The organism is Xanthomonas sp. F10, from assembly GCF_014206815.1.
GTDB classification, from domain to species: Bacteria; Pseudomonadota; Gammaproteobacteria; order Xanthomonadales; family Xanthomonadaceae; genus Xanthomonas_A; species Xanthomonas_A indica.
In genome coordinates this window covers 39,177-61,416 of record NZ_JACHNP010000002.1, presented here as the reverse complement: position 1 = coordinate 61,416, position 22,240 = coordinate 39,177, and the positions used below count along the sequence as shown (strand labels likewise).

Genomic DNA, 22,240 nt, shown 5'->3' with positions numbered 1-22,240 from the left:
CGGGCTCACGCGCTCGGGCATGCGACGGTCGTCTCCGCTTCGTTCAACGCACCGAGCGCGACCCGCGACACCGAGAGCGTCATCGTGCCCGCCGTCGCCACCGCCCAGGGGCGATCGAGCTTGCCCAGATCCGCGCCGGCCGCCGCCAGGCACTTGAGCGGCACGCCCACGCGCGTCCATTGGCCCACCGGCAGGGCTGCCAGCGTCGGCCCGATCGCCACCCGCGCCGTGCAGCCGCTGCCGCAGCCGACCGTCAGCCACGCCTGGCCCTGCGGTGCGGTGTCCACCCGCAGCGTGGTCACCAGCATCAGGTCGCCGTTGCTCTCGCGCTGCAGGTCCAGCGGCGTATGCGACTGCAGCGCAACCACCGCTTCGCGCCGGCCCGACCAGGCGAGGCGGCGGCCATCTTCCTGCGCCAGGTGATCCACGCCGGTGACTTTCAACAGCGCGCCGTCGAGCGATTCCGGCACGCGGGTGACGGTTACGCCCTGCCCGGTGCTGCCTTCCAGGCGCAAGGCCATGCCCGGGCCGGCCGCACCGCGGGCGAAGAACACCCCGGCCGCGCCTTCGTTGCCGGTGAGGCCGGACACCTCCGAGAGCTTGGCAAGATCGCCGTTGTCGGCATAGCGCAGGCCGTAGCCGAAGGCGAACAGCGGGTCGTAGTGCTTCTGCCCCACGTTGTTGGCGTATTGCGTGGCCGTGCGCGGCCAGCTGAAGCTCAGCTTGCCCTTGAAGTCGTGCTGCACGCCGCCCTGCGGGCTGCGCAACAGCACGTCGGCGATACCGGCGCCTTCCGAGCCCGGCAGCCACGCCGCCACGAAGGCATCGGCGGCATTGAGTTCGCGGTTGACCCACAGCGGGCGTCCGCTGAGGAACACCGCGACCACGGGAATGCCGTCGGCCTTGAGCCGCTTGATCAACGCCAGGTCGGTGTCGTCGCCCGGCTTGTAGGCCAGGGTCGGCCGATCGCCCTGGAACTCCGCATACGGGTTTTCTCCGAACACCACAACGGCCACGTCCGGCTTCGTCGTGTACTTGCCGTCGACCGAAAGCACGGCCTCGCCGCCGGCGGCCTTGGCCTGCTGCGCGAGGCCCTCGTAGATGGTGTCCGCGTTCGGGAAGTCCTTGCGGGTGGTGCCGGTGCCCTGCCAGTTCAGCGTCCAGCCGCCGGCTTGCTTGCCGACGTCGTTGGCGCCGTCGCCGGCCACCAGGATGCGCTGCTTCGGCGACAGCGGCAGCACGCCACCCTGGTTCTTCAGCAGCACCAGCGACTCGCGCACCGCCTGCCGCGCCACTGCGCGATGCGCCGGCGCACCGATCAGCGCGAACTGGCCACCGACCGCGCGCGCCGACGGCTTGCCCGCCTCGAACAGGCCCAGCCGCATCTTGACCCGCAGGATCCGGCGCACCGCATCGTCCAGGCGCTGCGGGGAGATGGTGCCGTTCCTGGCCGCCGCCAGCGTGGTGGTGTAGAAGCCCTTCCAACTGTCCGAGGCCATGGCCATGTCCAGGCCGGCATTGATGGTGGCCGGGCAGTCGGTGGGCGTGCAGCCCTTGACCTGTCCGTGGCCGTTCCAGTCGCCGACCACGAAACCGCCGAAGTGCATGCGGCCCTTCAGCGCATCGGTCAGGTACGCCTTGTGGCCATGCATCTTTTCGCCGTTGACGCTGTTGAACGAGGCCATCGCGGTCTGCGCGCCCGCGGCGATCGCCGGGGGATAGCCGGCGGCGTGGATGCGTACCAGCTCGGCTTCGTCGATTTTGGTGTCGCCCTGGTCCCGGCCGTCGGTGGTGCCGCCATCGCCCAGGAAGTGCTTGACCGAGGCGATCACGTGGCGGCCATCGAGAAACGCCGGTGTTCCGACCTTGCCCTGCAGTCCCTCGACCATCGCACCGGCATAGCTGGCCACCACCTCGGGCGACTCCGAATAGCCCTCGTAGGTCCGCCCCCAGCGGTCGTCCTGCGGCACCGCCACGGTCGGCGCGAAGGTCCACTCCATGCCGGTGGCACGGGTCTCCAGCGCGGTGATTTCGCCGATGCGGCGCAGCAGCGCCGGGTTGCGGGTCGCACCCAGGCCGATGTTGTGCGGGAACAGCGTGGCGCCGACGATGTTGCTCTGCCCGTGCACCGCATCGATGCCGAACAGCACCGGAATCGCCTTGCCGCCCTGCGACGTATCCATCGACGCCGCATAGAACGCATCGGCCAGCGCCAGCCATTCGGCCGGCGCAGCATCGTAGCGGCCGCCGGGATCGGAGTTGCCGCCGGCCAGGATCGACCCCAATCGATACTTGCGTACGTCCTCCGGTGTGAGGCTGCCGATGTCGCCCTGCACCAGCTGGCCGACCTTCTCCTCCACCGTCATGGTGGCGATCAGGTCGGTGAGGCGCTTCTCCAGCGCGGGATCCTCGGGCAGCGGCCAGGTCACGTTGGGCCAGGCGCTGGCCTCCGCGCGGGCGGGCGCCGCGGCCTGGACGCCGCCCTCGCACACGGCAAGCGCGAGCAGGAGTGCGGCCAGCAGTGCGCCGGTATGGCGTGCGGAATGGGTGTCGGTCACGGCGCTCTCCTTGCCGCCGCGCTCAGCGCAGCAGGTACTGGTTGATCAGGTTCTCGTAGCGCTCCTGCCGGCCGCTGATCTGCTGCGGCTCGCCGGCCTTCGCGCCCAGCCCCGCCAGCTCGGCGAGGCCGAGCGCGCCACGCGCGAATTCCTGACCGGCGCCGCTGTCGAAGCTGGCGTAGCGCTCCTGGCGCCACTGTTCCCAGGGCGACTCGTTGAGCAGCGCATGGGCCACTTCCAATCCGCGGGCGAAGGCGTCCATGCCGCCGATGTGGGCGATGAACAGATCCTCCAGGTCGGTCGATTCGCGGCGCACCTTGGCGTCGAAGTTCAGGCCGCCCTCCAGCCCGCCCTGGCGCAGCACCACCAGCATGGCGCCGACGGTGTCGTACAGGTCGGTGGGGAACTGGTCGGTATCCCAGCCGTTCTGCGCATTGCCGCGGTTGGCGTCGATGCTGCCGAGCAGGCCATGGTCGGCCGCGACCTGCAGGTCGTGTTCGAAGGTGTGGCCGGAGAGCGTGGCGTGGTTGGCCTCGATGTTGAGCTTGAAATCCTTGTCCAGGCCGTGCGCCTTCAGGAAGCCCGCCACCGTCGCGCTGTCGAAGTCGTACTGGTGCTTCATCGGCTCCATCGGCTTGGGCTCGATCAGGAAGTTGCCCTTCAGGCCGATGCTGCGGCCGTAGTCGCGCGCCATGGTGAGGAAGCGCGCGAAGTGCTCGAGCTCGCGCTTCATCTGCGTGTTGACCAGCGAGGCGTAGCCTTCGCGGCCGCCCCAGAACACGTAATGCTCGCCGCCCAGTTCCACCGTCGCCTCCAGCGCCGCCTTCACCTGCACCGCGGCGCGCGCCACCACGGCGAAATCGGGATTGGTCGCGGCACCGTTCATGTAGCGCGGATGCGAGAACAGATTGGCCGTGCCCCACAGCAGCTTCATCCCGGTCGCGTCCTGGCGCGCCTTGGCCAGGCCGACCATGTGCTTGAGGTTCTTTTCGTACTGCCCGGCATCGTCGGCGTCCGGCGCCAGGTCGATGTCGTGGAAGCACCAGTACGGCACGCCGAGCTTGGTGAAGAACTCGAACGCCGCATCCACTTTGGCCTCGGCGCTGGCCATCGGCGCGCCGACCTCCCAGGGGAAGTGGCGCGTGCCCGGGCCGAACGGATCCTGCCCGGCGTTGCAGAAGGTGTGCCAGTAGCAGACCGCGAAGCGCAGATGTTCCTGCATGGTCTTGCCGCCGACGACCTTGTTGGCGTCATAGACCTTGAAGGCCAATGGATTGTCCGAGCCGCGGCCTTCGAAGGGGATGCGGCCGATGCCGGGGAAGTATTCCTTGGCGCCGATGAAGGGTTGGGTGTGCATGTGCGTGGTCCTGTCGTGGTGGGAGGGGTGCGAAACGGAAGGTCAGCCGCGCAACAGCGGCGTCAGGGCGTCGAGATGACGCAGGAAACGCGCATAGGCCGCGGCGTAGGCCTGGGTGCGCGCCGGATCCGGGCGGGCCGACAGCTGCGGATCCACCGCCACATGCCGCTGCGCGATGTCGGCGATGGAGGCGGCATCGCCGCGTGCCAGGCCCACGGCCCACAGCGCCTGCAAGGCCGCACCGAACGCCGCGCCTTCCGGCTGCGTGGGCACGTCCACCGGCAGGCCGAACACATCGGCCACCAGTTGCCGCCACGCGCCGCTGTTGCTGCCGCCGCCGGTCAGCACGATGCGCTCGAAGTGCATGCCGGCACGCACGAACGCGTCGAAGCCGTACTTCAGGCTGTACGTCGCCCCTTCCATCGCCGCGCGATAGAGATGGGCCGGGGTCATGTTGGTGGTGTCCAAGCCCGCCAGCACGCCCTTGCCCAGCGGCAGGTCCGGCGTGCGCTCGCCATTGAGGAACGGCAGCATCACCAGTCCATCGGCACCGGGCGCGGTGGCGTGCAGGTGCGCATCGCCGTCGCGGGTGCTGAAACCGAACGCGGCGGCGACCTGCTCGGTCGCCACGGTGCAGTTCATCGTGCAGATCAGCGGCAGCCAGCCGCCGGTGGAGGAGCAGAACGCGGCCCACGCGCCGTCCGGGTCGACCACCGGCGTGTCGGAATAGGCGAACAAGGTGCCCGAGGTGCCCAGGCTCATCGCCAGGCGACCGGGCACGACGCAGCCGGTGCCGATGGCCGCCATCATGTTGTCGCCGCCGCCGACGGCGACCTTCAGCGTCGCCGGCACGCCGAGCAGGCTGGCCGCGGCCGGGTCGATGTCGAACAGGGCATCGGGTGCGGCCAGGCGCGGCAGGCACTCCGCCAGATCGCGCTGCGGATCGGTGGCGCGCAGCAGCTCGGTCGACCAGGTGCGCGTGCGCACGTCCAGCCAGCCCGTGCCCGAGGCGTCGCCGTATTCGCAGAAGCGCTGGCCGGTGAGCACGAAGTTGAGGTAGTCGTGCGGCAGCAGAATGGTGGCGAGGCGCGCATAGGCCTCGGGCCGGTGGGTCTTGGTCCACGGCAGCTTGGACGCGGTGTAGCCGGTGAGGATCGGATTGCCCGCCAGTGCGATGGTGCGCGCCGTGCCGCCGACTGCGTCCATGATCTGCACGCACTCGGCCGAGGTGCTGGTGTCGCACCACAGCTTGGCCGGTGCCAGCACCTCGCCTGCCGCATCGACCGGAACGAAGCCGTGCTGCTGGCCCGAGACCGCCAGCGCGCCGAGGCGCGACCGCAGCGAAGGATCGATCGCCCGGAAGCAGGCCTGCATGGCGACGACCCAGTCGGCCGGCCGCTGTTCGCGACTGCCGTCGGCGGCGGCCTCCAACTCCAGCGGCGCGGTGCTGCTGGCCACGACGCTGCGCCCGACCGGGTCGTAGACCACGACCTTCAGGCTTTGCGTTCCCGCATCGATTCCGGCCACCAGTTGCATGTCTTCCACTTCGTACCCGCCCTAAGTTAGCGCTACCATTTTTGGATGACGGCGTGCGTCCCGCTACGCCAGGGAAACGCTCCGCTGCCACACGTCCGGCGCCGCCTTGCAATAGCGCTCGATGAACTCCGCCTGCGAGGGCATCGCCGCGCGGGCCTGCTGCAGCGGCTGCCGGATCCGCGTCAGCAGCGTGCGCAGATCCGCATCGCCGATGGCGGCGGCCAGCGGATGCGGCGGCCCGGGCTGGACTCCCTGGCCCATCAACACGCTGGTCCAGGAATCCACGCGGAACAGCTCGCCGGGGTCCTGCCAGGCGTGCGCACGTTCGCGCCAGGCGCGCAGCCGGATCGCCAGCGACTCGGGCAGCGCCATCTCGCGGCATGCCTTCCACATCGGCTCGTCGCGCTGGGTGGCGTGGTAATGCAGGATGATGAAGTCGCGCACGTGCTCCATCTCCTGGCGGCTGACCGTGTTGTACAGCTCCACCGACGCCGGACTGATGCCGTCGCTCGGAAACAGCTGGATCAGGCGCACCACGGCGCTGATGGTCAGGTGGATGCTGGTCGATTCCAGCGGCTCGATGAAGCCACTGGCCAGGCCCAGCGCCACCACGTTCTTGTTCCAGGCCTGCAACCTGCGCCCGCTGCGAAACGGCACCAGCCACGGGTCGCGCAGCGGCGGACCGTCGACGTCGCGCAGCAGCTTGGCGTGCGCCTCGTCGTCGGACATGTGGCGGCTGGAGAACACCAGCCCGCACCCGACCCGGTGCTGGAGCGCGATATGCCAGCGCCACCCGGCCTCGTGCGCGATGGCACGGGTATACGGCACCGGCGGCGCGACCGCCTCGGTCTGCACCGCCACGGCGCGATCGCTGGGCAACCAGTCGCGCCAGTCTTCGTAGCCGGTGTGCAGGGTCTGCTCGGTCAGCAGGCCACGGAAGCCGGTGCAGTCGATGAACAGGTCGCCCTCGATGACCTGCCCGTCGTCCAGCAGCAGCGACGCGATGGCGCCGTCATGCGCATGTTGCCGAACCTCGCGGATCTGCCCTTCCACCCGGCGCAGGCCATAGCCTTCGGCCTTCTTGCGCAGGAACTTCGCGTACAGCGCGGCGTCGAAGTGATAGGCGTAGTTGACCTGCGGCTGCGTCTCCAGCGAGAACCGGTCCGCACGCGAGGCCACGCTTTCCAGGCAGTAATCGCCCAGGTCCGACGGCATGCCGCGGCGCAGGCTGTCCAGCCAGAAATGATGGAACGGTGTGGCCCAGGTGCCCTGCCCGATGGTGCCGAACGGATGGATGAAGCGATCGCCGGGGCGACGCCAGTGCTCGAAGGAAATCGAGAGCTTGAAGGTGCCGGCCACCGCGCGCAGGAACTCCTGCTCGTCGATCTGCAGGAAGCGGTGGAACATGCGGATCGGCGGCACGGTCGACTCGCCCACGCCCACGGTGCCGATCTGCTCGGACTCCACCAGGGTGATGTCCAAACGATCGCGGAACTGGTGCGCCAGCGCGCAGCCTGCCAGCCAGCCGGCGGTGCCGCCGCCGGCGATGACGACCTTGCGGATGCGTCCGTCTGGTGTGGTGGCCAGGTTCAAGGCGATGCTCCCATCAGCGGTTGAGCCGCGCCAGCAACTGCGCGCGCACGCGGCGCGCACGCGTTTCGTCGAACGGCGCCAGTTCGCCGCGCGCGGCCTCGGGCAGGTGCTGCGCTGCGCGTTCGCCCGGACCGAACACGTAGTAATCGAAGATCTGCGCCCACGCCTGTTTCTCGCGCGCCGGCAGATCGCGCAGCGCCCACATCGCGTGCTGCAGCGCAGGCAGCGGCGAGGGCAGGAACGCCGGCGCGCTGCGCCACCAGTAGTTCACCAGCACGTTGAACGGCTCAAGGCTGCGCACGTGGTGCCACCACATGCTCGGGATGAACAGCGCATCGCCCGGCTCCAGCTCGACGTGCTGCGCGCTGGCCAGGGCATCGCGGAAGCGCGGATACCGCGCGAAGTCGGGGCGGTCAAAGTCCACCACGCTGACCACCTGCCCGCCCGGCGTGGGGTCCAGCGGTCCCGGATACAGGTTGTCGATCTGCTCCGGCGGAAACAGGGTGAAGCGGCGCCGGCCCACGGCACAGCAGGCCAGGTTGTCCGGCGTGTCGAAATGGCAGGACGCCGTCACCCGGTTGCCGATCCAGATGCTCGCCAGCGCATCGATGCCCTGACCGGCCAGACCGGCGTCGTTGGCCTGCGCGAACCCCGGCAGCGCCCGCTCGATCGGCAGCGACGCGACATAGTAGGTGGGCGGCCGCGGATCCTCGAAGGTGGCGGCGATCGCGTCCAGCACCTGCGTGAGCGGTCCACGCCGGACCTCGACATTCAACTGGGTGAAATCGGCGTTGTAGAACGGACGCCCCTCGATCCCGGGTTCGCCGAAGGAATACGGAACCGGCACACCCGCATCGAAACCACGCAGGTAGGCCAGGGCCTCCTGCGTGGAGCGCAAGCCGGCCTGGACCAGCCCCCAGTCGCGCGCGATGCCGCGCAACACCACCGGCTCCCCGGCCGCCACCAGGTCCTGCACTGGCAGCGCGGTGGGCTGCACGCCCTCCAGTGTCCGCATGGCCCCGCCGTCCGGCATGGTCAGTTCCTGCCCGCCGCGACGGCGGCATCCTGCAATCGCAAGCGTCGCTGCTTTTCGGCGATCAGCCGCCGCATGTTGTGCAGCGACGCCAGCATCAGGAACGCCCCTTCGAGATAGCCGGCGCGGTTGAGCGCGGCCAGCGCGGTGCCATCCAACTGAGACAGGCGCTCACGGTCGATCGCGTGCAGGCCGCTGACGCCGACCCGATGCTGCGCATCGACTTGCACGTCCAGCGTCACCGGCTGGATCAGTCCGTGCGCATCGAGCGCGGCGAACATCTCCGCGCCGAAGGCATGGCCCTCGTGGATGCCGCGCAGCACCGTGGTGATGTGGTCGAGATAGGCGGTGTTACCCCCTTGCGGCAAGAACACCGGCTCGCCCTGCATCGCGGTCACCCGCGGATGCTCCATGTCCACGTGCAAAACCGCCTCCTGGGTGAGCACGCCATCGATCCGCTGCTCCTGGAAGCCGATCAGGAACGGCCCCTTGGCGGCAGCCCCGGGCAGATACGAGGCCGCCCAGCGCCGCTCCTGCAGGAACAGGTTCTCGTGCTGCTCGAACCCCAGCAACACCACCGACTGCCACGCGCCGGTCGCCGGATCCTTGCGCAGGAAGAGCGGATATTCCCGCTGCAGCTCGGCGAACTCGCTCGGATAGGCCGGCACCATGCCCACCGCGTCGCCGAACTCCGGCCCGAAGTCGGTGGCCACGCGCAGGTCGCGGTGCGCGATGTTGTTGAGCATTTCGTAACGCGGCATCGTGTTGCGCACTCCCGGTTGCAGCCTGGCACGGAGCGCCGCCGCGACAGCGACGGCGTCCGTGGCGACACGCGAAGAGAAGCTCCTCGCCTTCTTCAGAACCTGTAGCGAACGCCCAGCATGTAGCGCGGACTCTGGTCGGCCAGCTTCACGATCATCTGCGAGGTACGCGAGCGCCAGCGCACGTCCTCGCCGGTCAGGTTGATCGCTTCCAGGCCGAACGACCAGTTGTCGTTCAACGTGTAGTTCACGCTGAGGTCCCACTGTTCGTAGGGTTCCACATAGTACGGATTGCGGCTGGTGCCCTGGTTGGCCAGGATCAGGTACTGGTCGCGCCAGTTCCAGGCCAGGCGTACCGACCAGCCGTACTTCTCGTACATCAGCACCGCATTGGCGGTGTCGCTCAGGCCGGTGAGCGCGAACTGGTCGATGCCCGGATCGCCGCCGTTGTCGTAGCCCACGTCGCCCTTGACGATGGTGTAGTTGGCGAGGACGCCGAACCCGGTGTCGCCGAAGAAGTACTGCCCGCCGAGTTCCCAGCCGTGCAGCTTGGCCTGGTTCTGGTTGATCGGGCGGTTGACGTTGAACTCGTACAGCGGGTCGTCGGCCTCGCCGTAGAGATCGTAGGCCGCTTCGGTCGCCAGCACCTGCGCGCCGGTGCCGTTGTAGGCGGCCAGGCCGGCCGGATTGTTGCGCAGCAGGGCCAGCGCGGTGAACAGCGAGGTATCGTTGGCCGAGCAGGCCGCTGCGTTGGCCGGGCCGACCTGGGCGAGACAGGCACCGCTGGTGAGGAAGGCCAGTGCCGTCCTCGCGTCCGGGCCGGAGGTCGGATCGCGCAGGCCGTACAGATTCTCCTGCACCACGGTGTTGCCGATGAAGTTGTTGACCGACTTGTTCCAGTAGGTCACCGACAGGTAACTCGCGTCGGCGAAGTACCACTCCAGCGCCAGGTCGAGGTTGTCGGACTCCAGCGGCTTCAGCGCCGGGTTCTGCGCGGTGCCGCTGGCCCGCGAGGACGGGTCGATCAGCACCGAGCCGAACGGCTGCTGCGCCCCGGGGCCGGCATAGAGGTTGCCGATCGGCGCGCGCGCGATGCTCTTGCCGAACGAGACGCGGCCCTTCAGCGTGTCGGTGAGGTCGATGCTGAAATCGAGGTTGGGCAGGATGTAGCTGTAGGTGGTCTTTTCGCTGAAGGGTTGCTGCGCGTTGGACAGCACCACGCGGAAGTCGTTGTTGGACTGCCACTCGATCGCTTCCGGGGTGGCGATGACCGAGGTCGAGACCACGTCGGTGGTTTCGTAGCGCACGCCCAACCGCGTATTGGTACGCCGACCGGCCAACTCGCCATCCAGTTCCACCTGGAAGTACGCCGAGCGGGTCTTCTCCTCCACGAAATTGTCGGCGGCGCGCTGCGGGCTCACGCCCAGGCCGACGCCGTACTGGCCGGCTGCCCATTCCGCGAGCCGGCCGGCATCGCCCCGCCATGCGGGCCAACTGGTGCCGCCGTAGTCGTCGAACAGGCCGATGATGTTGACCGGCTGCATCAGGTTCATCAGCCCGCCGGCGGTATCGCGGTCGACATTGGCCACGCCCCAGTCGCCCAGGGTGGAATACGCCTCGGCGGCCTGGATGCGGTGGGTGGTCGACTTGCTGCTGTCCACGCCGAACTGGAAGCGGCCCTGGTCGAAGCTCCACTCGCCGTCCACGCGCGCCTGCTTGATCTGGCTGATCTGGCTCTGCGAGTTGACGCGCAGCACCTGCGTGCCGATCTCGCCCGGCACGAAGCCCGGGTTGACCACGCCGTTGACGTTGGCCGCGGCAGCGGCGTCGCTCGGATACCACACCTGGGTGCCGATCGGCAGGCCGTTGTTGAAGTTCAACTCCTGCACCCAGGAGCCGCCGCAGTGCGGGCCGGTGGTGCAGTTGTTGGTGCCGGCGATGCTCATGAAGAGAGAACCGCCGCCGGTCAGCGGATCGTTGGGGCGGCTTTCGTTCTTCGAGTCGTGCGCGTCGAAGCTCAGCTTGAGCCGGTCGGTCACGTTCCACACCGCGTTCAGGCCGAGCGAGCCCAGCTTGTACTTCTGCATGCTGCGTTGCTGCTCGAGGCCGAAATCCTTGGTGCCGGCGATTTCGCGGATGTAGGTCGGCACGGCCACCGCGCCGCTGGTGTCGAAGGTCACGTCGGTGTAGTTGCTGTTCTGCAGCCACATGCCCTGCTCGCCACGATTCTCGGTGATCTCGTTGGTCGAGTAGGTGTAGTCCAGGGTCAGGGTCAGGCTGTCGGTGGGCGCGAACTGCAGCACCGCCTGGCCGTTGACGCGCTCGCGTTCGAACTCGGAGAACGCATAGCGCAGGTCGTTCGGGCGCGCGTACAGCGCACCGATCTGCGGCGCGTTGACCACGGTCGGGTTGCCGGGCATCGAGCCGGTCCACGGCTGCACGTTCCAGTAGTTCTCGGTGGCCTGCACCGAGCCGCCCTTGCGCTTCTGGTAGCTCGCGCTGACGCCGACGCCGAAGGTCTTGTCCGGATTGCTGTAGCTGAAGATGCCGGACAGTTCCGGGGTCAGGTCGTTGTCGAACGGCTGGCTGCGGTCCGAAACCGCCTTGGCGCCGGCACTGGCGACGATGCCCTGATGGTCGAACGGACGCGAGGTCAGGATGTTGATGGTGGCGCCGATGCCGCCGCTGGGCACGTTGGCCTGGCTGGTCTTGTAGACCTCGATGCCGTTGATCGCCTCGGCGGCCAACTGGGCGAAGTTGAAGGCGCGGGTGCCGCCGTCGACGCCGCCGATGGCGACCTGCCCGGCGGCGCCGAACGCATCGGCGCCCGGCATCTGCCGCCCGTTGAGCGTCACCATGTTGAACTGCGGGCCGAAGCCGCGCGCGGTGACCTGCGCGCCTTCGCCATCGCGCCGCTCGATGGAGATGCCGGTGATGCGCTGCAGGGACTCGGCCAGGTTGGTGTCCGGGAACTTGCCGATGTCCTCGGCACTGATGGCATCCACCACGCCGGCGGCGTCGCGCTTGATGTCCATCGCCTGGCTGAGGCTGTTGCGCAGGCCGGTGACCTGGACGGTGTCCAGTTGGGTCGGGCTGCTCTGGGCCTGCTGCTGGGCGGGCGGTGCCGGCGCCGGCGTCGACGCGTCCTGTGCGAAGGCGGGATTGATGACCAGCACGCCGCCGACGAACGTGAACATGGCCCTGGATTTGAACTTCGCCAGCGCCCGGCTCATGGACGAGCCCTCAGGACTGGCAGACGACGAAACATAGAAGCGCTCATGACTCTCCCCTCTGACATGCGATCGATGGATGTACCGCCCCTCCCCCAAAGAGGCACGCACGGGCGATGCCCGTCTTCCACGCCGAACATCGCAGCGCGCTGTGCGGTCGCTGCGACTCAAAACTCCGTTTCAGGATTGCCAGACGACGCGCGATAAAGGCTCCCCCCGAGCCCGACTGCCGCTAATTGATAGCGCTATCATCACGTCACGGCGCAGACTACGCACCCCCGATATCGCTTGTCATCATGCGTCGCAACAAAGGAACGCATTCCTTGAAGAGCACCCCCAAAACGCTGCGTCGAAAAGCGAGCACCATCACCATCGACGACGTGGCGGCGCATGCCGGCGTCTCGCCCATGACCGTCTCGCGCGTCACCCATGGCCATGCCGGCGTGCGCGAGAGCACCCGCGAGCGGGTGATGCGCAGCGTGCGCGCCCTGGACTACCGGCCCAACCCGGCCGCCAGCGCCCTCGCCGCGGCGCAGCACCTGTGCATCGCGTTGATCTACACCAATCCCAGCTCCAGCTATCTGCGCGAACTGCTGGTCGGGGCACTGCGCGGGTCCACCCGTGCAGCGGCGCAACTGGTGATCGCGACCTGGGATGGCCTGGGTCCGCGGGCACGCCGCGCTGCCGCGCAGACGCTCTGCAACAGCGTGGCGGGGGTGATCCTGCCGCCGCCGCTATGCGAATCGAAGGCCATCGTCGGTGCTTTCGTCGAGGCCGGGATTCCGGTCGTCGCCATCGCGTCCAGCCGGTTCAGCGACAAGGTCTCCTGCGTGCGCATCGATGACCGCCGCGCCAGCCACGACATGGTCTCGCATCTGATCGCGCACGGGCACACCCGCATCGGCTACATCACCGGCGACCCGAACCAGACCGCCAGCGCGCACCGCTGGCAGGGCTACCGCGATGCCCTGGCGGAGGCGGGCATCGGCTACGACGCCGCACTGGTGCAGGCCGGCGACTTCACCTATCGCGCCGGATTGGAGGCGGCCGAGCGGCTCTTGGCGCTGCAGCCGCGCCCCAGCGCGATTTTCGCAAGCAACGACGACATGGCTTCGGCGGTGGTGTCGGTGGCGCATCGCCGGCGCCTGAAGGTGCCGGAGGATCTGTCGGTGGTGGGGTTCGACGACACGTCGGCATCGACGATGGTGTGGCCGGAGCTGACCACCATCCATCAGCCGGTGGCGGACATGACCGATGCCGCCATCGACCTCCTGTTACGCGAGATCCGGCAGGCCGCCGGGGCGGAGCGCGTCAGCGTCAATCACGTGGTGCCGCACCGCTTGATCACACGCGATTCGGTGTCGCGGCCGCTATTGGATCGCTAGCGTCATTGGATGCGGGCTGGAGGACGGCGCAGGGCCGCTGCGTCTCACGCATTGCGCACAAGCGCACCGCCGTGGAGTGCATTTGCTGTTGCTTCGGCTGTTGCTGTTGCTTTTGACTTACCGGGTCCCCTTCCGAAGCGGCGGCCAGCCCGGGGAAAAACCCCGAAGGGGCGGCGCACATGGACGTGCGCCGTTCGCGGCAGGGGCAGGATGCCCCTTCCGCGAATCCCCGGGCTGGACGCGGACCCGGAGCGCGTCAGCGCGGAGGGCGCGAGGCAGGGTGTGCTTGACCAGCCTTCGGCTGTGGTAAAGCGCTTCTTTTGGTTACTTTTCTTTGCACAAGCAAAGAAAAGTAACTCGCCGCAAGGCGAAAGCTTTGCTCTTGCACTTGCTGCTCAGCGGCGACCGCTAGATTGTAGGAGCGGCTTCAGCCGCGACCGACGTACTCGGTGATGCTGTCGCGGCTAAAGCCGCTCCTACAGATTTTCTCGTCCGACAGACCAACTTCAATCAATAGCAGTAGCAACAGCAAAAGCTTTAAAGGCTTTCGCCCTTTCGGGCGAGTTACTTTTCTTTGCTCGCGCAAAGAAAAGGTAACCAAAAGAAAGCGCGCCCTGCCTACGCGCCCTCCGCGCTGCGCGCTCCGGGTCCGCGAACCAGACGGGATCCGCGGAAGGGGCATCCTGCCCCTGCCGCGGACGGCGCACATCCCTGTGCGCCGCCCTTCGGGTGTTTCCCGCCTGGTTCGCCGCTTCGGAAGGGAACCCGGTAAGTCAAAAGCCAAAACAACAGCAACAGCCGGAGCAACGGCAACGGCAACGGCAACGGCATGGATCGTCTTGCCCGGTTTCGGAACCAGGGCATCACACGACAAGACTGCTCGCACCGACCATGTGTCGTCAGCACGCACATCACTGTCAACAACTTCATCGGTTGAGCAGTCGGCCGAGATGGCGGCACCAGCGCACGCCATCCGCCTAGCAACTGCGCTACCTTGCACCCAAGGCGCGCCCTCGCGCCCATGCCGCCACCGGAGATGCCCATGCCCCTGCTCCATCGGTCCCCTGCCGCGTCAGTGCACAACGGTCACCACCGCGCCTGGCGCATCGGCCTGGCCCTGCTGTGCACCCTGATCGCCGCGCCGAGCATGGCCGCCGACAGCGCCGCCTTGCCCGCCTTGCAGCGCGCGCAGCAGCTGATCCTGGTGCTGGCGCCGGACTGGGACAGCCCGCAGGGGCAGCTGCAGGCGTTCGAGCGCGACGCGCAGGGGTGGCGTGCGCATGGCAAGGCCTTCGACGTGAGCCTCGGCCGCCACGGCAGCGCCTGGGGCCTGGGCCTGCATCCGGCACAAGACGACGGCCCGCAGAAACGCGAAGGCGACGGCCGCAGCCCAGCGGGGGTGTTCACCATCGGCGAGGCCTTCGGCTATGCGCCGCGCATCGACAGCGCCATGCCCTACCAGGCGATGCAGGAGAGCAACTACTGCATCGACGTGCCCACCTCGCCGCTGTACAACCGCATCGTCGATGCCAAGGAGGTCGGCAGCGCCGCGGTGGCCGGGTCCACCGAGCCGATGCGCCTGGACCTGCGCCACGACGGCGACACGCGCTACCGCGAGGGCTTCGTCATCCACCACAACGCGCAGGGCACGCCGGGGGCCGGCAGCTGCATCTTCGCCCACCTGTGGCGTGCGCCGGGCGCGCCCACCGCCGGCTGCACCGCGATGCAGCCGGCCGACATGCAAGGGCTGCTGGCGTGGCTGCGGCCGTCGGCCGCGCCGCTGTTCGTGCTGCTGCCGCGCGATGCGTACCGGCGCCTGCAGGCCGACTGGGCGCTGCCGGCCGTGGGGCCGGCACCGTGAGCCAGGCGCCGCAACCCGGGCTGGTCCGTGCGGTCAGCCGCTGGCAGATCGTCGGGCTGTCGATCAACGACGTGATCGGCAGCGGCATCTACCTGCTGCCGGCGGCCACCGCCGCCCTGCTCGGGCCGCTGAGCCTGTGGGCGGTGCTGCTGGCCGGCGTGGCGGTGGCCCTGCTGGTGCTGTGCTACGCGCAGGCGGCCAGCTACTTCGACGAGCCCGGCGGCAGCTATCTATATGCGCGCGAGGCGTTCGGCCGCTTCGCCGGTTTCGAGATCGGCTGGATGATCTGGCTGACCCGGATCAGTTCGGCGGCGGCGCTGAGCAACGGCCTGGCCGATGCGGTGGTGCGCTTCTGGCCGGCCGCGGCCGGTGGCGGCGCACGCCTGGGCATCGTGGTCGGCTCGCTCGGCCTGCTCACCGCGATCAACGTGATCGGCGTGAAGTCGGCCGCGCGCACCGGCGTGGCGCTGGTGATCGGCAAGCTGGTGCCGCTGCTGCTGTTCGTGGCCATCGGCGTGTTCTACGTGGACTGGTCGTGGGCGTTCTCCGGCAAGACCCCGGACCCGCGCGATGTCGGCAACCTCGGCGAAGCGGCCTTGCTGCTGCTGTTCGCCTACGCCGGTTTCGAGAACATCCCGGCCGCCGCCGGCGAGTACCGCAATCCGCGCCGCGACGTGCCGTTCGCGCTGATCACCATGATCGTCACCGTCACCCTGATCTATGCCGCGGTGCAGGTGGTGGCGCAGGGCACGCTGCCCAACGTGGCGCAATCGGCGACGCCGCTGGCCGACGCCGCCAGCGGCTTCGGCGGCGAGGCGCTGGCGCTGATCCTCACTGTCGGCGCCACCATCTCCATCCTCGGCACCACCAGCAACACGGTGATGCTGGGGCCGCGCTTCCTGTTCGCACTGGCCAAGGACGGCTATGGCCCGGCGTTCCTGGCGCGGGTGCATCCGCGCTTCCGCACGCCGGCCGCGGCGATCCTGCTGCAGGGCGTGCTGTCGCTGGCGCTGGCCCTGTCCGGCTCGTTCGTGCAGCTGGCCCTGCTGTCGATGGTCACCCGCCTGTTCGCCTACATCGGCACCGCCGCGGCGGTGCTGGTGCTGGCACGGCGCTACCGCGACCGGCCCGGTGCGCTGCGGCTGCCGGGGGGGCCACTGATTCCGCTGGCGGCACTGCTGCTGGCGCTGGCACTGCTGCTCAGTGCCAGTTGGCAGAACCTGGCCGCCGCAGGCGTAGCGCTGCTGGTGGGCGCGCTGTTCTATCGCTTCCCGCGCAAGGACGCGGCCTGAACACCTTCACGCCGCCTTGCGCGCAGGTCACGCGCGGATAACTCCAGCGCCCGGAGGCTGGACGCCCGCCAGCAAGGGCCGCCCGCCATGAAACGCCGCCGCGTCTACAGTGCCCCGGATCTGCCCACCGCCACCCGTGCGCTGCAGGCCGCGCGCAGCGCCGGTGTCGACAACGACGACCTGTCGCTGGTCGCACGCGGCGACATCGAACTGGAAGCCATCCCCGACGACCGCAAGGAAGGCAAGACCGACACCGTGCCGGCCGCCGCGCGCGGCGCCCTGGGTGGCGGCGCGGCGGGCCTGCTGGCCGGGCTGGCGGCGATCGCGGTGCCGCCACTGGGCATCACCCTGGCCGGCGCCGGCGTGATGGCCATTGCCGGCGCGCTGGTCGGCAGCTGGTCCTCGGCCCTGGTCGGGTCGACCGTGCCGGACCCGGTGCGGCGCAACTTCGAAGAGGAAATCGAGGCCGGCCGCATCCTGGTGGTGATCGAAGGCGAGCCGGAACAACTGGACGCCGCCGACGCCCCGCTGCGCGCGGCCGGCACCACGGCCTTGCCGTACGAAGCGGCGGCGGCCGCGCACTGACGCGGCGCCACGGAGCGAACACCACATCGGCTTGCGCGCGATCTCGCGCGCGAGGTGCTGCGCTCGATGGTCTGCGCAGCATGAAGACGACCACGATGGCGTCGCAACCGGCGCGCGTCGGCGATCAGGTGGTCGTCAACGCCCGCATGCGCACGAGCAGCCCGGCGGCGTACACCAGCCCATAGGCGATCAACGCCGCAGCGATGCTCATGGTCAGCGGACTGGCGTTCTGCAGGGTCTGCGCGCTGCCGCCGGAGAAGGCACCGCTGGCCCAGCGCCAGGCCAGGCGCCCCAGCAACAGCACGCTCAGTGCGGCGCCGATCCAGGGATTGGGCGTGTACCAGCGCGCGCCGTCCTGTACCTTGATCCGGGTGTGGTGCAGGGCGAAGGCGCCCAGCGCGGCACCGCCCACCGCGCCCAGCGCCATGCCGAGGCGCACGGCGGGCAACTGCACGGCCAGCCAGGTCAGCAGGACCGCGACCAGCAGCAGGAACCCGAGCCGCACGGCGGTGCGCCGCGGTTGCCAGGGCTGGCGGCCGAAGTAGCGGCGGATCCGCCGGTAATACAGCCAGCCGACGCCGGCCGTGGCCAGGTACGGGGTCAGCAAGGCGATGCCGTTGGCGGCCATGGGGTCTGCCGGAAAGCGAGGATGTAGCGGCGGATCGTAAGCCACCGTGCACGCGGGCGCAGCCTGCCAGAAGGCATGAATGTTTCATACCGCGATCACGCCGCGCAGGGACAGGGTTAACGAGCGCCTGACTAGCGTGGAGCGTATTCACAGCAACGGAGACCGACGATGAGCGTTCCGTATCAGATTCCCGGCCGCGCCCCCAACGACGGGGACCGCAGCAGCGTCTCGCAGTACTGGCGCGATCGCTTCGCGGACGAGCCCTACTACAGCGAAGGCGAGCGCTTTGAAGACTACGAGCCCGCCTACCACGCCGGCCACGAGGCGCGCATCCGCGACTTCAACCGCGCCTACGAGCAGGTGGAAGCGGAACTGCACCGCGACTGGGACAACAACAAGGGCTCGCAGACCCTGAGCTGGAGCAAGGCCCGCCACGCGGTGCGACGCGCCTGGGAGCGGGCCGGCAACGGCGACTGAGGCGGACGCGCCACCTCGCCCGTTCGTAGGAGCGGCTTCAGCCGCGACGCGCTTGTTCGGTAAAGCCCGTCGCGGCTGAAGCCGCTCCTACGAGGGCAGCACGGCGTTGTTCCTAACAGCACGACGCGCCCGACGAAACCGACGCATCGCCAAGCGTACGCCCATGCCGCGCACCCGGCAGCGGCACAACCGCCACTGCCGGGTGCGTGCTTCAACTCTCCAGCGGCTGCAGCTTCAGCAAGCGCCCGCCGGCGCCGTCTTCCAGCAGCCACAGCGCGCCGTCCGGCCCCTGCTCCACTTCGCGGATGCGCTTGCCCATGTCGTAGCGCGCCGCTTCGCGCGCGGTTTCGCCATTGAACTCGATCCGCACCAGCGACTGCGAGGACAGGCCGCCGATGAAGCCGTTGCCGCGCCACTGCGGGAAGCGGCTGCCGTTGTAGATGACGAAGCCGGCCGGCGAGATCACCGGCGTCCAGCTCACCTTGGGCGCGGCGAACTCCGGCCGCGTGCTGTGGTCGGGGATCGGGCGGCCGTCGTAATGGTCGCCATTGGACACGATCGGGTAGCCGTAGTTGGCGCCGCGCTGGATCAGGTTGAGTTCGTCGCCGCCGGCCGGGCCCATTTCGTGCTCCCACAGCCGGCCGTTGGCGTCGAAGGCCAGGCCGAGCACATTGCGGTGGCCGAGCGACCAGACCTGCGCGGCGACGCCGCCGCGGTTGGCGAACGGGTTGTCGGCCGGCACGCTGCCGTCGTCGTTGAGGCGCACGATCTTGCCCAGGTTGCCGCTCATGTCCTGCGCCGGGTCGAACTTCTGCCGCTCGCTGGAACTGATCCACAGCTTGCCGTCCGGGCCGAACGCCAGGCGGTGGCCGAAGTGGCCGTTGCCGGACACCTTCGGTTGCTGCCGCCAGATCACCTGCTGCTGCGACAGAGCGCCGCCGCCGTTGCTGTCCAGCGTCAGCTTGGCGCGCATCACCGCGCCACCGCGGGTATCGCCGCTGCCGGGTTCGGCGTAGCTCAGGTAGACCCAGCCGTTCTTGGCGAAGCCCGGATGCGGCAGCACATCGCCCAGGCCGCCCTGGCCGCCGTACGCCACGGTGGGTACGCCGCTGACCGTGCCGGTGTGGCCGCTGACCGGATCGATGCGTTTGAGCGTGCCGCCCTTCTCGCTGACCAGGGCGGTGCCGTCGGGCAGGAAGCTCATCGCCCAGGGTTCGTTGAAGGTGGCGACCGGCGTCGCCGAGAACGGCCAGTCGCCGCGCCGCTCGGCCGCCTTGTCGGCGGGCGCGGCGTGTGCCGCGGACATCGCCAGGCCCATGGCCAGCGCGCAAGCCAAACCCAGGGGAGTACGCATGACGTGCACCTATCGGTTGGGGTCGAATCCCGAACCTAGCAGAGCGCGCGTGCACGGCAAGCATGCCGCGGCCAGGGCGTGGCCGCGGTCACGTCACGGCGACGGGTCCGGTAGACACGTCGCCTATTCAAGAACGTCGCTGCGGCGGCGGCAGGCGCTGCCGCTACGCCGCGACGCCGCAATCAGCCCTGCGGCAGCAGTTCGAAGGCCACGGGCTCGCCGCTGGCCGAGGACGCGCACACCCACAGGTCGAACATGCCCGGCTCGGCCGTGCACTGTCCGTCGCGGCCGGTGAAGGCCAGCGCGTGGCGGTCGAGGGTGAAGCTGACCTCCATGCCCTCGCCCGCCGCCAGCCGCACCTTGCGGAACGCCTTCAGCTCGCGCACCGGGCGCACCCGGCTGGCGACGCGGTCGTGGATGTACAGCTGCACCACTTCCTCGCCCTCGCGCTCGCCGACGTTGTCGATGCGCGTGGTCACGGTCAGGGTGTCGTCCCAACCGACCTGGGTGCGGTCGAGCTGCGGCACGCCGTAGGCGAACTGGGTGTAGCCGAGACCGTGGCCGAACGGATACAGCGGCGCGTTCGGCACCTCGCGCCAGCGCGACTTGAACTCGCTCATCGTCGGCAATTCCGGCCGGCCGGTGCGCGGGTGGTTGTAGAAGTACGGCTGCTGCCCGGCGTCGAGCGGGAAGCTCACCGGCAGGCGCGCGGACGGGTTGTAGTCGCCGAACAGCACGTCGGCCACCGCCGGGCCGGTCTGCGTGCCCAGGTACCAGGTCACCGCGATCGCCGCGGCGTCGCGCACCGCACCCTGCAGGGCCAGCGCGCGGCCGTTGCGCAGCAGCACCACCAGCGGCGTGCCGGTGGCGGCCACCGCCTCGGCCAGCGCCTGCTGCGCCGGCGGCAGCACGATCTGGGTGCGCGACTGCGCCTCGCCGCTGTAGCGCTGCGGCTCGCCCAGCGCCAGCACCACCACGTCGGCGGCGCGCGCGGCGGCCACCGCCGCCTCGATGCCGCCGTCCAGCGGCGCTTCCAGCGCGCAGCCGGGCACCACGGTCAGCGCCTGCGCGTCGTCCAGCGCGGAGCGCACGCCGGCCTCCAGGGTCACGTAGCGACTCTTGTCGCCGAACAGGGTCCAGCAGCCCTCGATGTTGTCGCGGTCCTGCACGAACGGGCCGATCAGCGCGATCTTCTGCCCCTGCTTGCGCAGCGGCAGCACCGGGCCGTCGTTCTTCAGCAGCACGATCGAGCGCCGCGCCGCGTCGCGCGCCAGCGCATCGTGCGCGGCGATGTGCGACTGGTCGGCCTCGCGCGCCGCGTCCAGCGAGCGGTACGGATCGTCCAGCAGGCCGATCGCTTCCTTCAGTTCCAGCACGCGGCGCACCGACGCATCCAGCAGCGCCATCGGCACCTCGCCGTCCTCCACCAGCGACGGCAGGTGCGCGGCGTAGAAGCCGCTCTGCATGCTCATGTCCATGCCGGCCAGGAACGCCTTCTTGGTCGCGTCGCGCTCGTCGGCGGCATAGCCGTGCGCGATCAGCTCCATGTCGGCGGTGTAGTCGGAGATCACCACGCCGGGGAACTTCCATTCGCCGCGCAGGATCTCTGTCAGCAGTTCGTGGTTGGCGCTGGCCGGCACGCCATTGATGTCGTTGAAGGAGGTCATCACGCTCAGCGCGCCGGCGCCGAGGGCGGCCTGGAACGGCGGCAGGTGCACGTCGCGCAGGGTCTGCGGGGCGATATCGACGCTGGCGTACTCCATGCCGGCGGCGACCGCGCCGTAGGCGGCGAAGTGCTTGGGCGTGGCCAGCAGTGCGTCGTCGGCACGCAGGTCCGGCCCCTGGAAGCCGCGCACGCGTGCGGCGGCGAAGGCGCAGCCCAGCACCACGTCCTCGCCGGCACCCTCGGCGCCGCGGCCCCAGCGCTGGTCGCGGGCGATGTCCACCGCCGGCGCGTAGGTCCAGTGGATGCCGGCGGCGGTGGCCTCGACCGCGGTGGCGCGCGCGGTGCGCTCGGCCAGCTCCGGCTCGAAGCTGGCGGCCTCGCCCAGCGGGATCGGGAACACCGTGCGCATGCCATGGATCACGTCCGCGGCCAGGATCACCGGGATGCCCAGCCGGCTCTCCTCCAGCGCCACCTGCTGGATGCGCCGCCCCAGCTCCGCGCCGACGCCGTTGAACAGCGAGCCGACCCGGCCGGCGCGCACCTGCTGCAGCACCTCGTCGGCATTGCGGACGTTGGCTTCCGGATTCACGTCGGGGGCGAACGGGCGCACCATGTCGGCGAAGACGCCGAGCTGGCCGACCTTCTCCTCGACGGTCATGCGGGCGATGAGCGATTCGATACGATCCGAAGCCATGGGGTCCTTTGAGAAAACGTTTACATAGCCGCCAATTCTAGCTCTCCGGCCAGACGATGGGGCAAGTTCCGGCGCCGGAATCGCCTATTCAGAAAACTGTCTACCAACCGGGTGCGCCCCGGCCGCCGCGCACCATACGCCTGCGGACGGATGCCGCATAGGGGGAACGACAGGACGCCCTGGCCACTATGCCGCGCCTCACACGGGCCGCGCCGCGACCGCCGGACTCG

General features: G+C 69.3%; 15 protein-coding genes. 5 read left to right on the top strand and 10 right to left on the bottom strand.

Translation table 11 applies throughout. From position 1 onward, the window contains the following. Positions 1-5 precede the first annotated feature (5 nt). The 7 genes from FHR56_RS11850 to FHR56_RS11820 all read right to left on the bottom strand — a co-directional run bounded on the left by FHR56_RS11850 (position 6) and on the right by FHR56_RS11820 (position 12,071). Entirely contained in the window at positions 6-2,558 is a 2,553-nt protein-coding gene (locus FHR56_RS11850; RefSeq protein WP_160945691.1) for an exo 1,3/1,4-beta-D-glucan glucohydrolase, read from the bottom strand. A gap of 22 nt (positions 2,559-2,580) precedes the next feature. Beyond that, positions 2,581-3,915: a xylose isomerase gene (xylA, locus tag FHR56_RS11845; RefSeq protein ID WP_160945692.1), complete on the bottom strand. Its 1,335-nt coding sequence runs from the start codon at positions 3,913-3,915 to the stop codon at positions 2,581-2,583. A gap of 42 nt (positions 3,916-3,957) precedes the next feature. Next, a complete protein-coding gene (xylB, locus tag FHR56_RS11840) occupies positions 3,958-5,451 on the bottom strand; it encodes a xylulokinase (RefSeq protein WP_160945693.1) in 1,494 nt (497 codons plus the stop codon). 63 nt (positions 5,452-5,514) lie between these two features. Beyond that, the gene (locus FHR56_RS11835; RefSeq protein ID WP_160945694.1) at positions 5,515-7,044 is read right to left on the bottom strand and encodes a tryptophan halogenase family protein; all 1,530 of its coding nucleotides are present in this window, start codon (positions 7,042-7,044) and stop codon (positions 5,515-5,517) included. Between the two features lie 13 nt (positions 7,045-7,057). Then, positions 7,058-8,077, bottom strand: a complete 1,020-nt coding sequence (locus tag FHR56_RS11830) for a cupin-like domain-containing protein (protein ID WP_160945695.1) — start codon at positions 8,075-8,077, stop codon at positions 7,058-7,060. A 2-nt stretch (positions 8,078-8,079) separates the two neighbouring features. Further along, complete coding sequence (locus FHR56_RS11825) at positions 8,080-8,838, bottom strand: SapC family protein (protein ID WP_184502629.1); 759 nt, start codon at positions 8,836-8,838, stop codon at positions 8,080-8,082. A gap of 95 nt (positions 8,839-8,933) precedes the next feature. Next, on the bottom strand, positions 8,934-12,071 hold the full coding sequence (locus tag FHR56_RS11820) for a TonB-dependent receptor (RefSeq protein WP_160945697.1): 3,138 nt from the start codon (positions 12,069-12,071) through the stop codon (positions 8,934-8,936). Between the two features lie 404 nt (positions 12,072-12,475). Here FHR56_RS11820 and FHR56_RS11815 point away from each other — a divergent pair, with 404 nt between their 5' ends. The 4 genes from FHR56_RS11815 to FHR56_RS11800 all read left to right on the top strand — a co-directional run bounded on the left by FHR56_RS11815 (position 12,476) and on the right by FHR56_RS11800 (position 17,191). Then, complete coding sequence (locus FHR56_RS11815) at positions 12,476-13,453, top strand: LacI family DNA-binding transcriptional regulator (protein WP_237473046.1); 978 nt, start codon at positions 12,476-12,478, stop codon at positions 13,451-13,453. Between the two features lie 1,147 nt (positions 13,454-14,600). Beyond that, positions 14,601-15,314, top strand: coding sequence for a L,D-transpeptidase family protein (locus FHR56_RS11810; protein ID WP_184502673.1), 714 nt, complete (start codon positions 14,601-14,603; stop codon positions 15,312-15,314). Beyond that, a complete protein-coding gene (locus FHR56_RS11805; RefSeq protein WP_160945700.1) occupies positions 15,311-16,606 on the top strand; it encodes an APC family permease in 1,296 nt (431 codons plus the stop codon). Before FHR56_RS11810 ends, FHR56_RS11805 begins: the two co-directional genes overlap by 4 nt. A gap of 87 nt (positions 16,607-16,693) precedes the next feature. After that, complete coding sequence (locus FHR56_RS11800; RefSeq protein WP_160945701.1) at positions 16,694-17,191, top strand: hypothetical protein; 498 nt, start codon at positions 16,694-16,696, stop codon at positions 17,189-17,191. A gap of 124 nt (positions 17,192-17,315) precedes the next feature. On the opposite strand, the gene FHR56_RS11795 is transcribed toward FHR56_RS11800, so the two are convergent. Next, positions 17,316-17,819, bottom strand: a complete 504-nt coding sequence (locus FHR56_RS11795) for a hypothetical protein (protein WP_160945702.1) — start codon at positions 17,817-17,819, stop codon at positions 17,316-17,318. 168 nt (positions 17,820-17,987) lie between these two features. Here FHR56_RS11795 and FHR56_RS11790 point away from each other — a divergent pair, with 168 nt between their 5' ends. After that, a complete protein-coding gene (locus tag FHR56_RS11790; protein WP_160945703.1) occupies positions 17,988-18,296 on the top strand; it encodes a hypothetical protein in 309 nt (102 codons plus the stop codon). Positions 18,297-18,507: 211 nt separating this feature from the next. Here FHR56_RS11790 and FHR56_RS11785 read toward each other — a convergent pair whose 3' ends face one another. Together FHR56_RS11785 and FHR56_RS11780 are read right to left on the bottom strand one after the other, a co-directional pair. Continuing rightward, a complete protein-coding gene (locus FHR56_RS11785) occupies positions 18,508-19,650 on the bottom strand; it encodes a PQQ-dependent sugar dehydrogenase (RefSeq protein WP_184502628.1) in 1,143 nt (380 codons plus the stop codon). Between the two features lie 182 nt (positions 19,651-19,832). Further along, positions 19,833-22,010, bottom strand: a complete 2,178-nt coding sequence (locus tag FHR56_RS11780) for a glycoside hydrolase family 3 N-terminal domain-containing protein (protein ID WP_160945704.1) — start codon at positions 22,008-22,010, stop codon at positions 19,833-19,835. Positions 22,011-22,240: the final 230 nt, after the last annotated feature.

Coding starts and splice junctions, on each gene's coding strand:
- xylA (WP_160945692.1), bottom strand. CDS start 3,915: ATGCACACCCAACCCTTCATCGGCGCCAAGGAATACTTCCCCGGCATC.
- xylB (WP_160945693.1), bottom strand. CDS start 5,451: ATGCAACTGGTGGCCGGAATCGATGCGGGAACGCAAAGCCTGAAGGTC.
- FHR56_RS11830 (WP_160945695.1), bottom strand. CDS start 8,077: ATGCCGGACGGCGGGGCCATGCGGACACTGGAGGGCGTGCAGCCCACC.
- FHR56_RS11825 (WP_184502629.1), bottom strand. CDS start 8,838: ATGCCGCGTTACGAAATGCTCAACAACATCGCGCACCGCGACCTGCGC.
- FHR56_RS11820 (WP_160945697.1), bottom strand. CDS start 12,071: ATGAGCCGGGCGCTGGCGAAGTTCAAATCCAGGGCCATGTTCACGTTC.
- FHR56_RS11815 (WP_237473046.1), top strand. CDS start 12,476: ATGACCGTCTCGCGCGTCACCCATGGCCATGCCGGCGTGCGCGAGAGC.
- FHR56_RS11810 (WP_184502673.1), top strand. CDS start 14,601: ATGGCCGCCGACAGCGCCGCCTTGCCCGCCTTGCAGCGCGCGCAGCAG.
- FHR56_RS11800 (WP_160945701.1), top strand. CDS start 16,694: ATGAAACGCCGCCGCGTCTACAGTGCCCCGGATCTGCCCACCGCCACC.
- FHR56_RS11795 (WP_160945702.1), bottom strand. CDS start 17,819: ATGGCCGCCAACGGCATCGCCTTGCTGACCCCGTACCTGGCCACGGCC.
- FHR56_RS11790 (WP_160945703.1), top strand. CDS start 17,988: ATGAGCGTTCCGTATCAGATTCCCGGCCGCGCCCCCAACGACGGGGAC.
- FHR56_RS11785 (WP_184502628.1), bottom strand. CDS start 19,650: ATGCGTACTCCCCTGGGTTTGGCTTGCGCGCTGGCCATGGGCCTGGCG.
- FHR56_RS11780 (WP_160945704.1), bottom strand. CDS start 22,010: ATGGCTTCGGATCGTATCGAATCGCTCATCGCCCGCATGACCGTCGAG.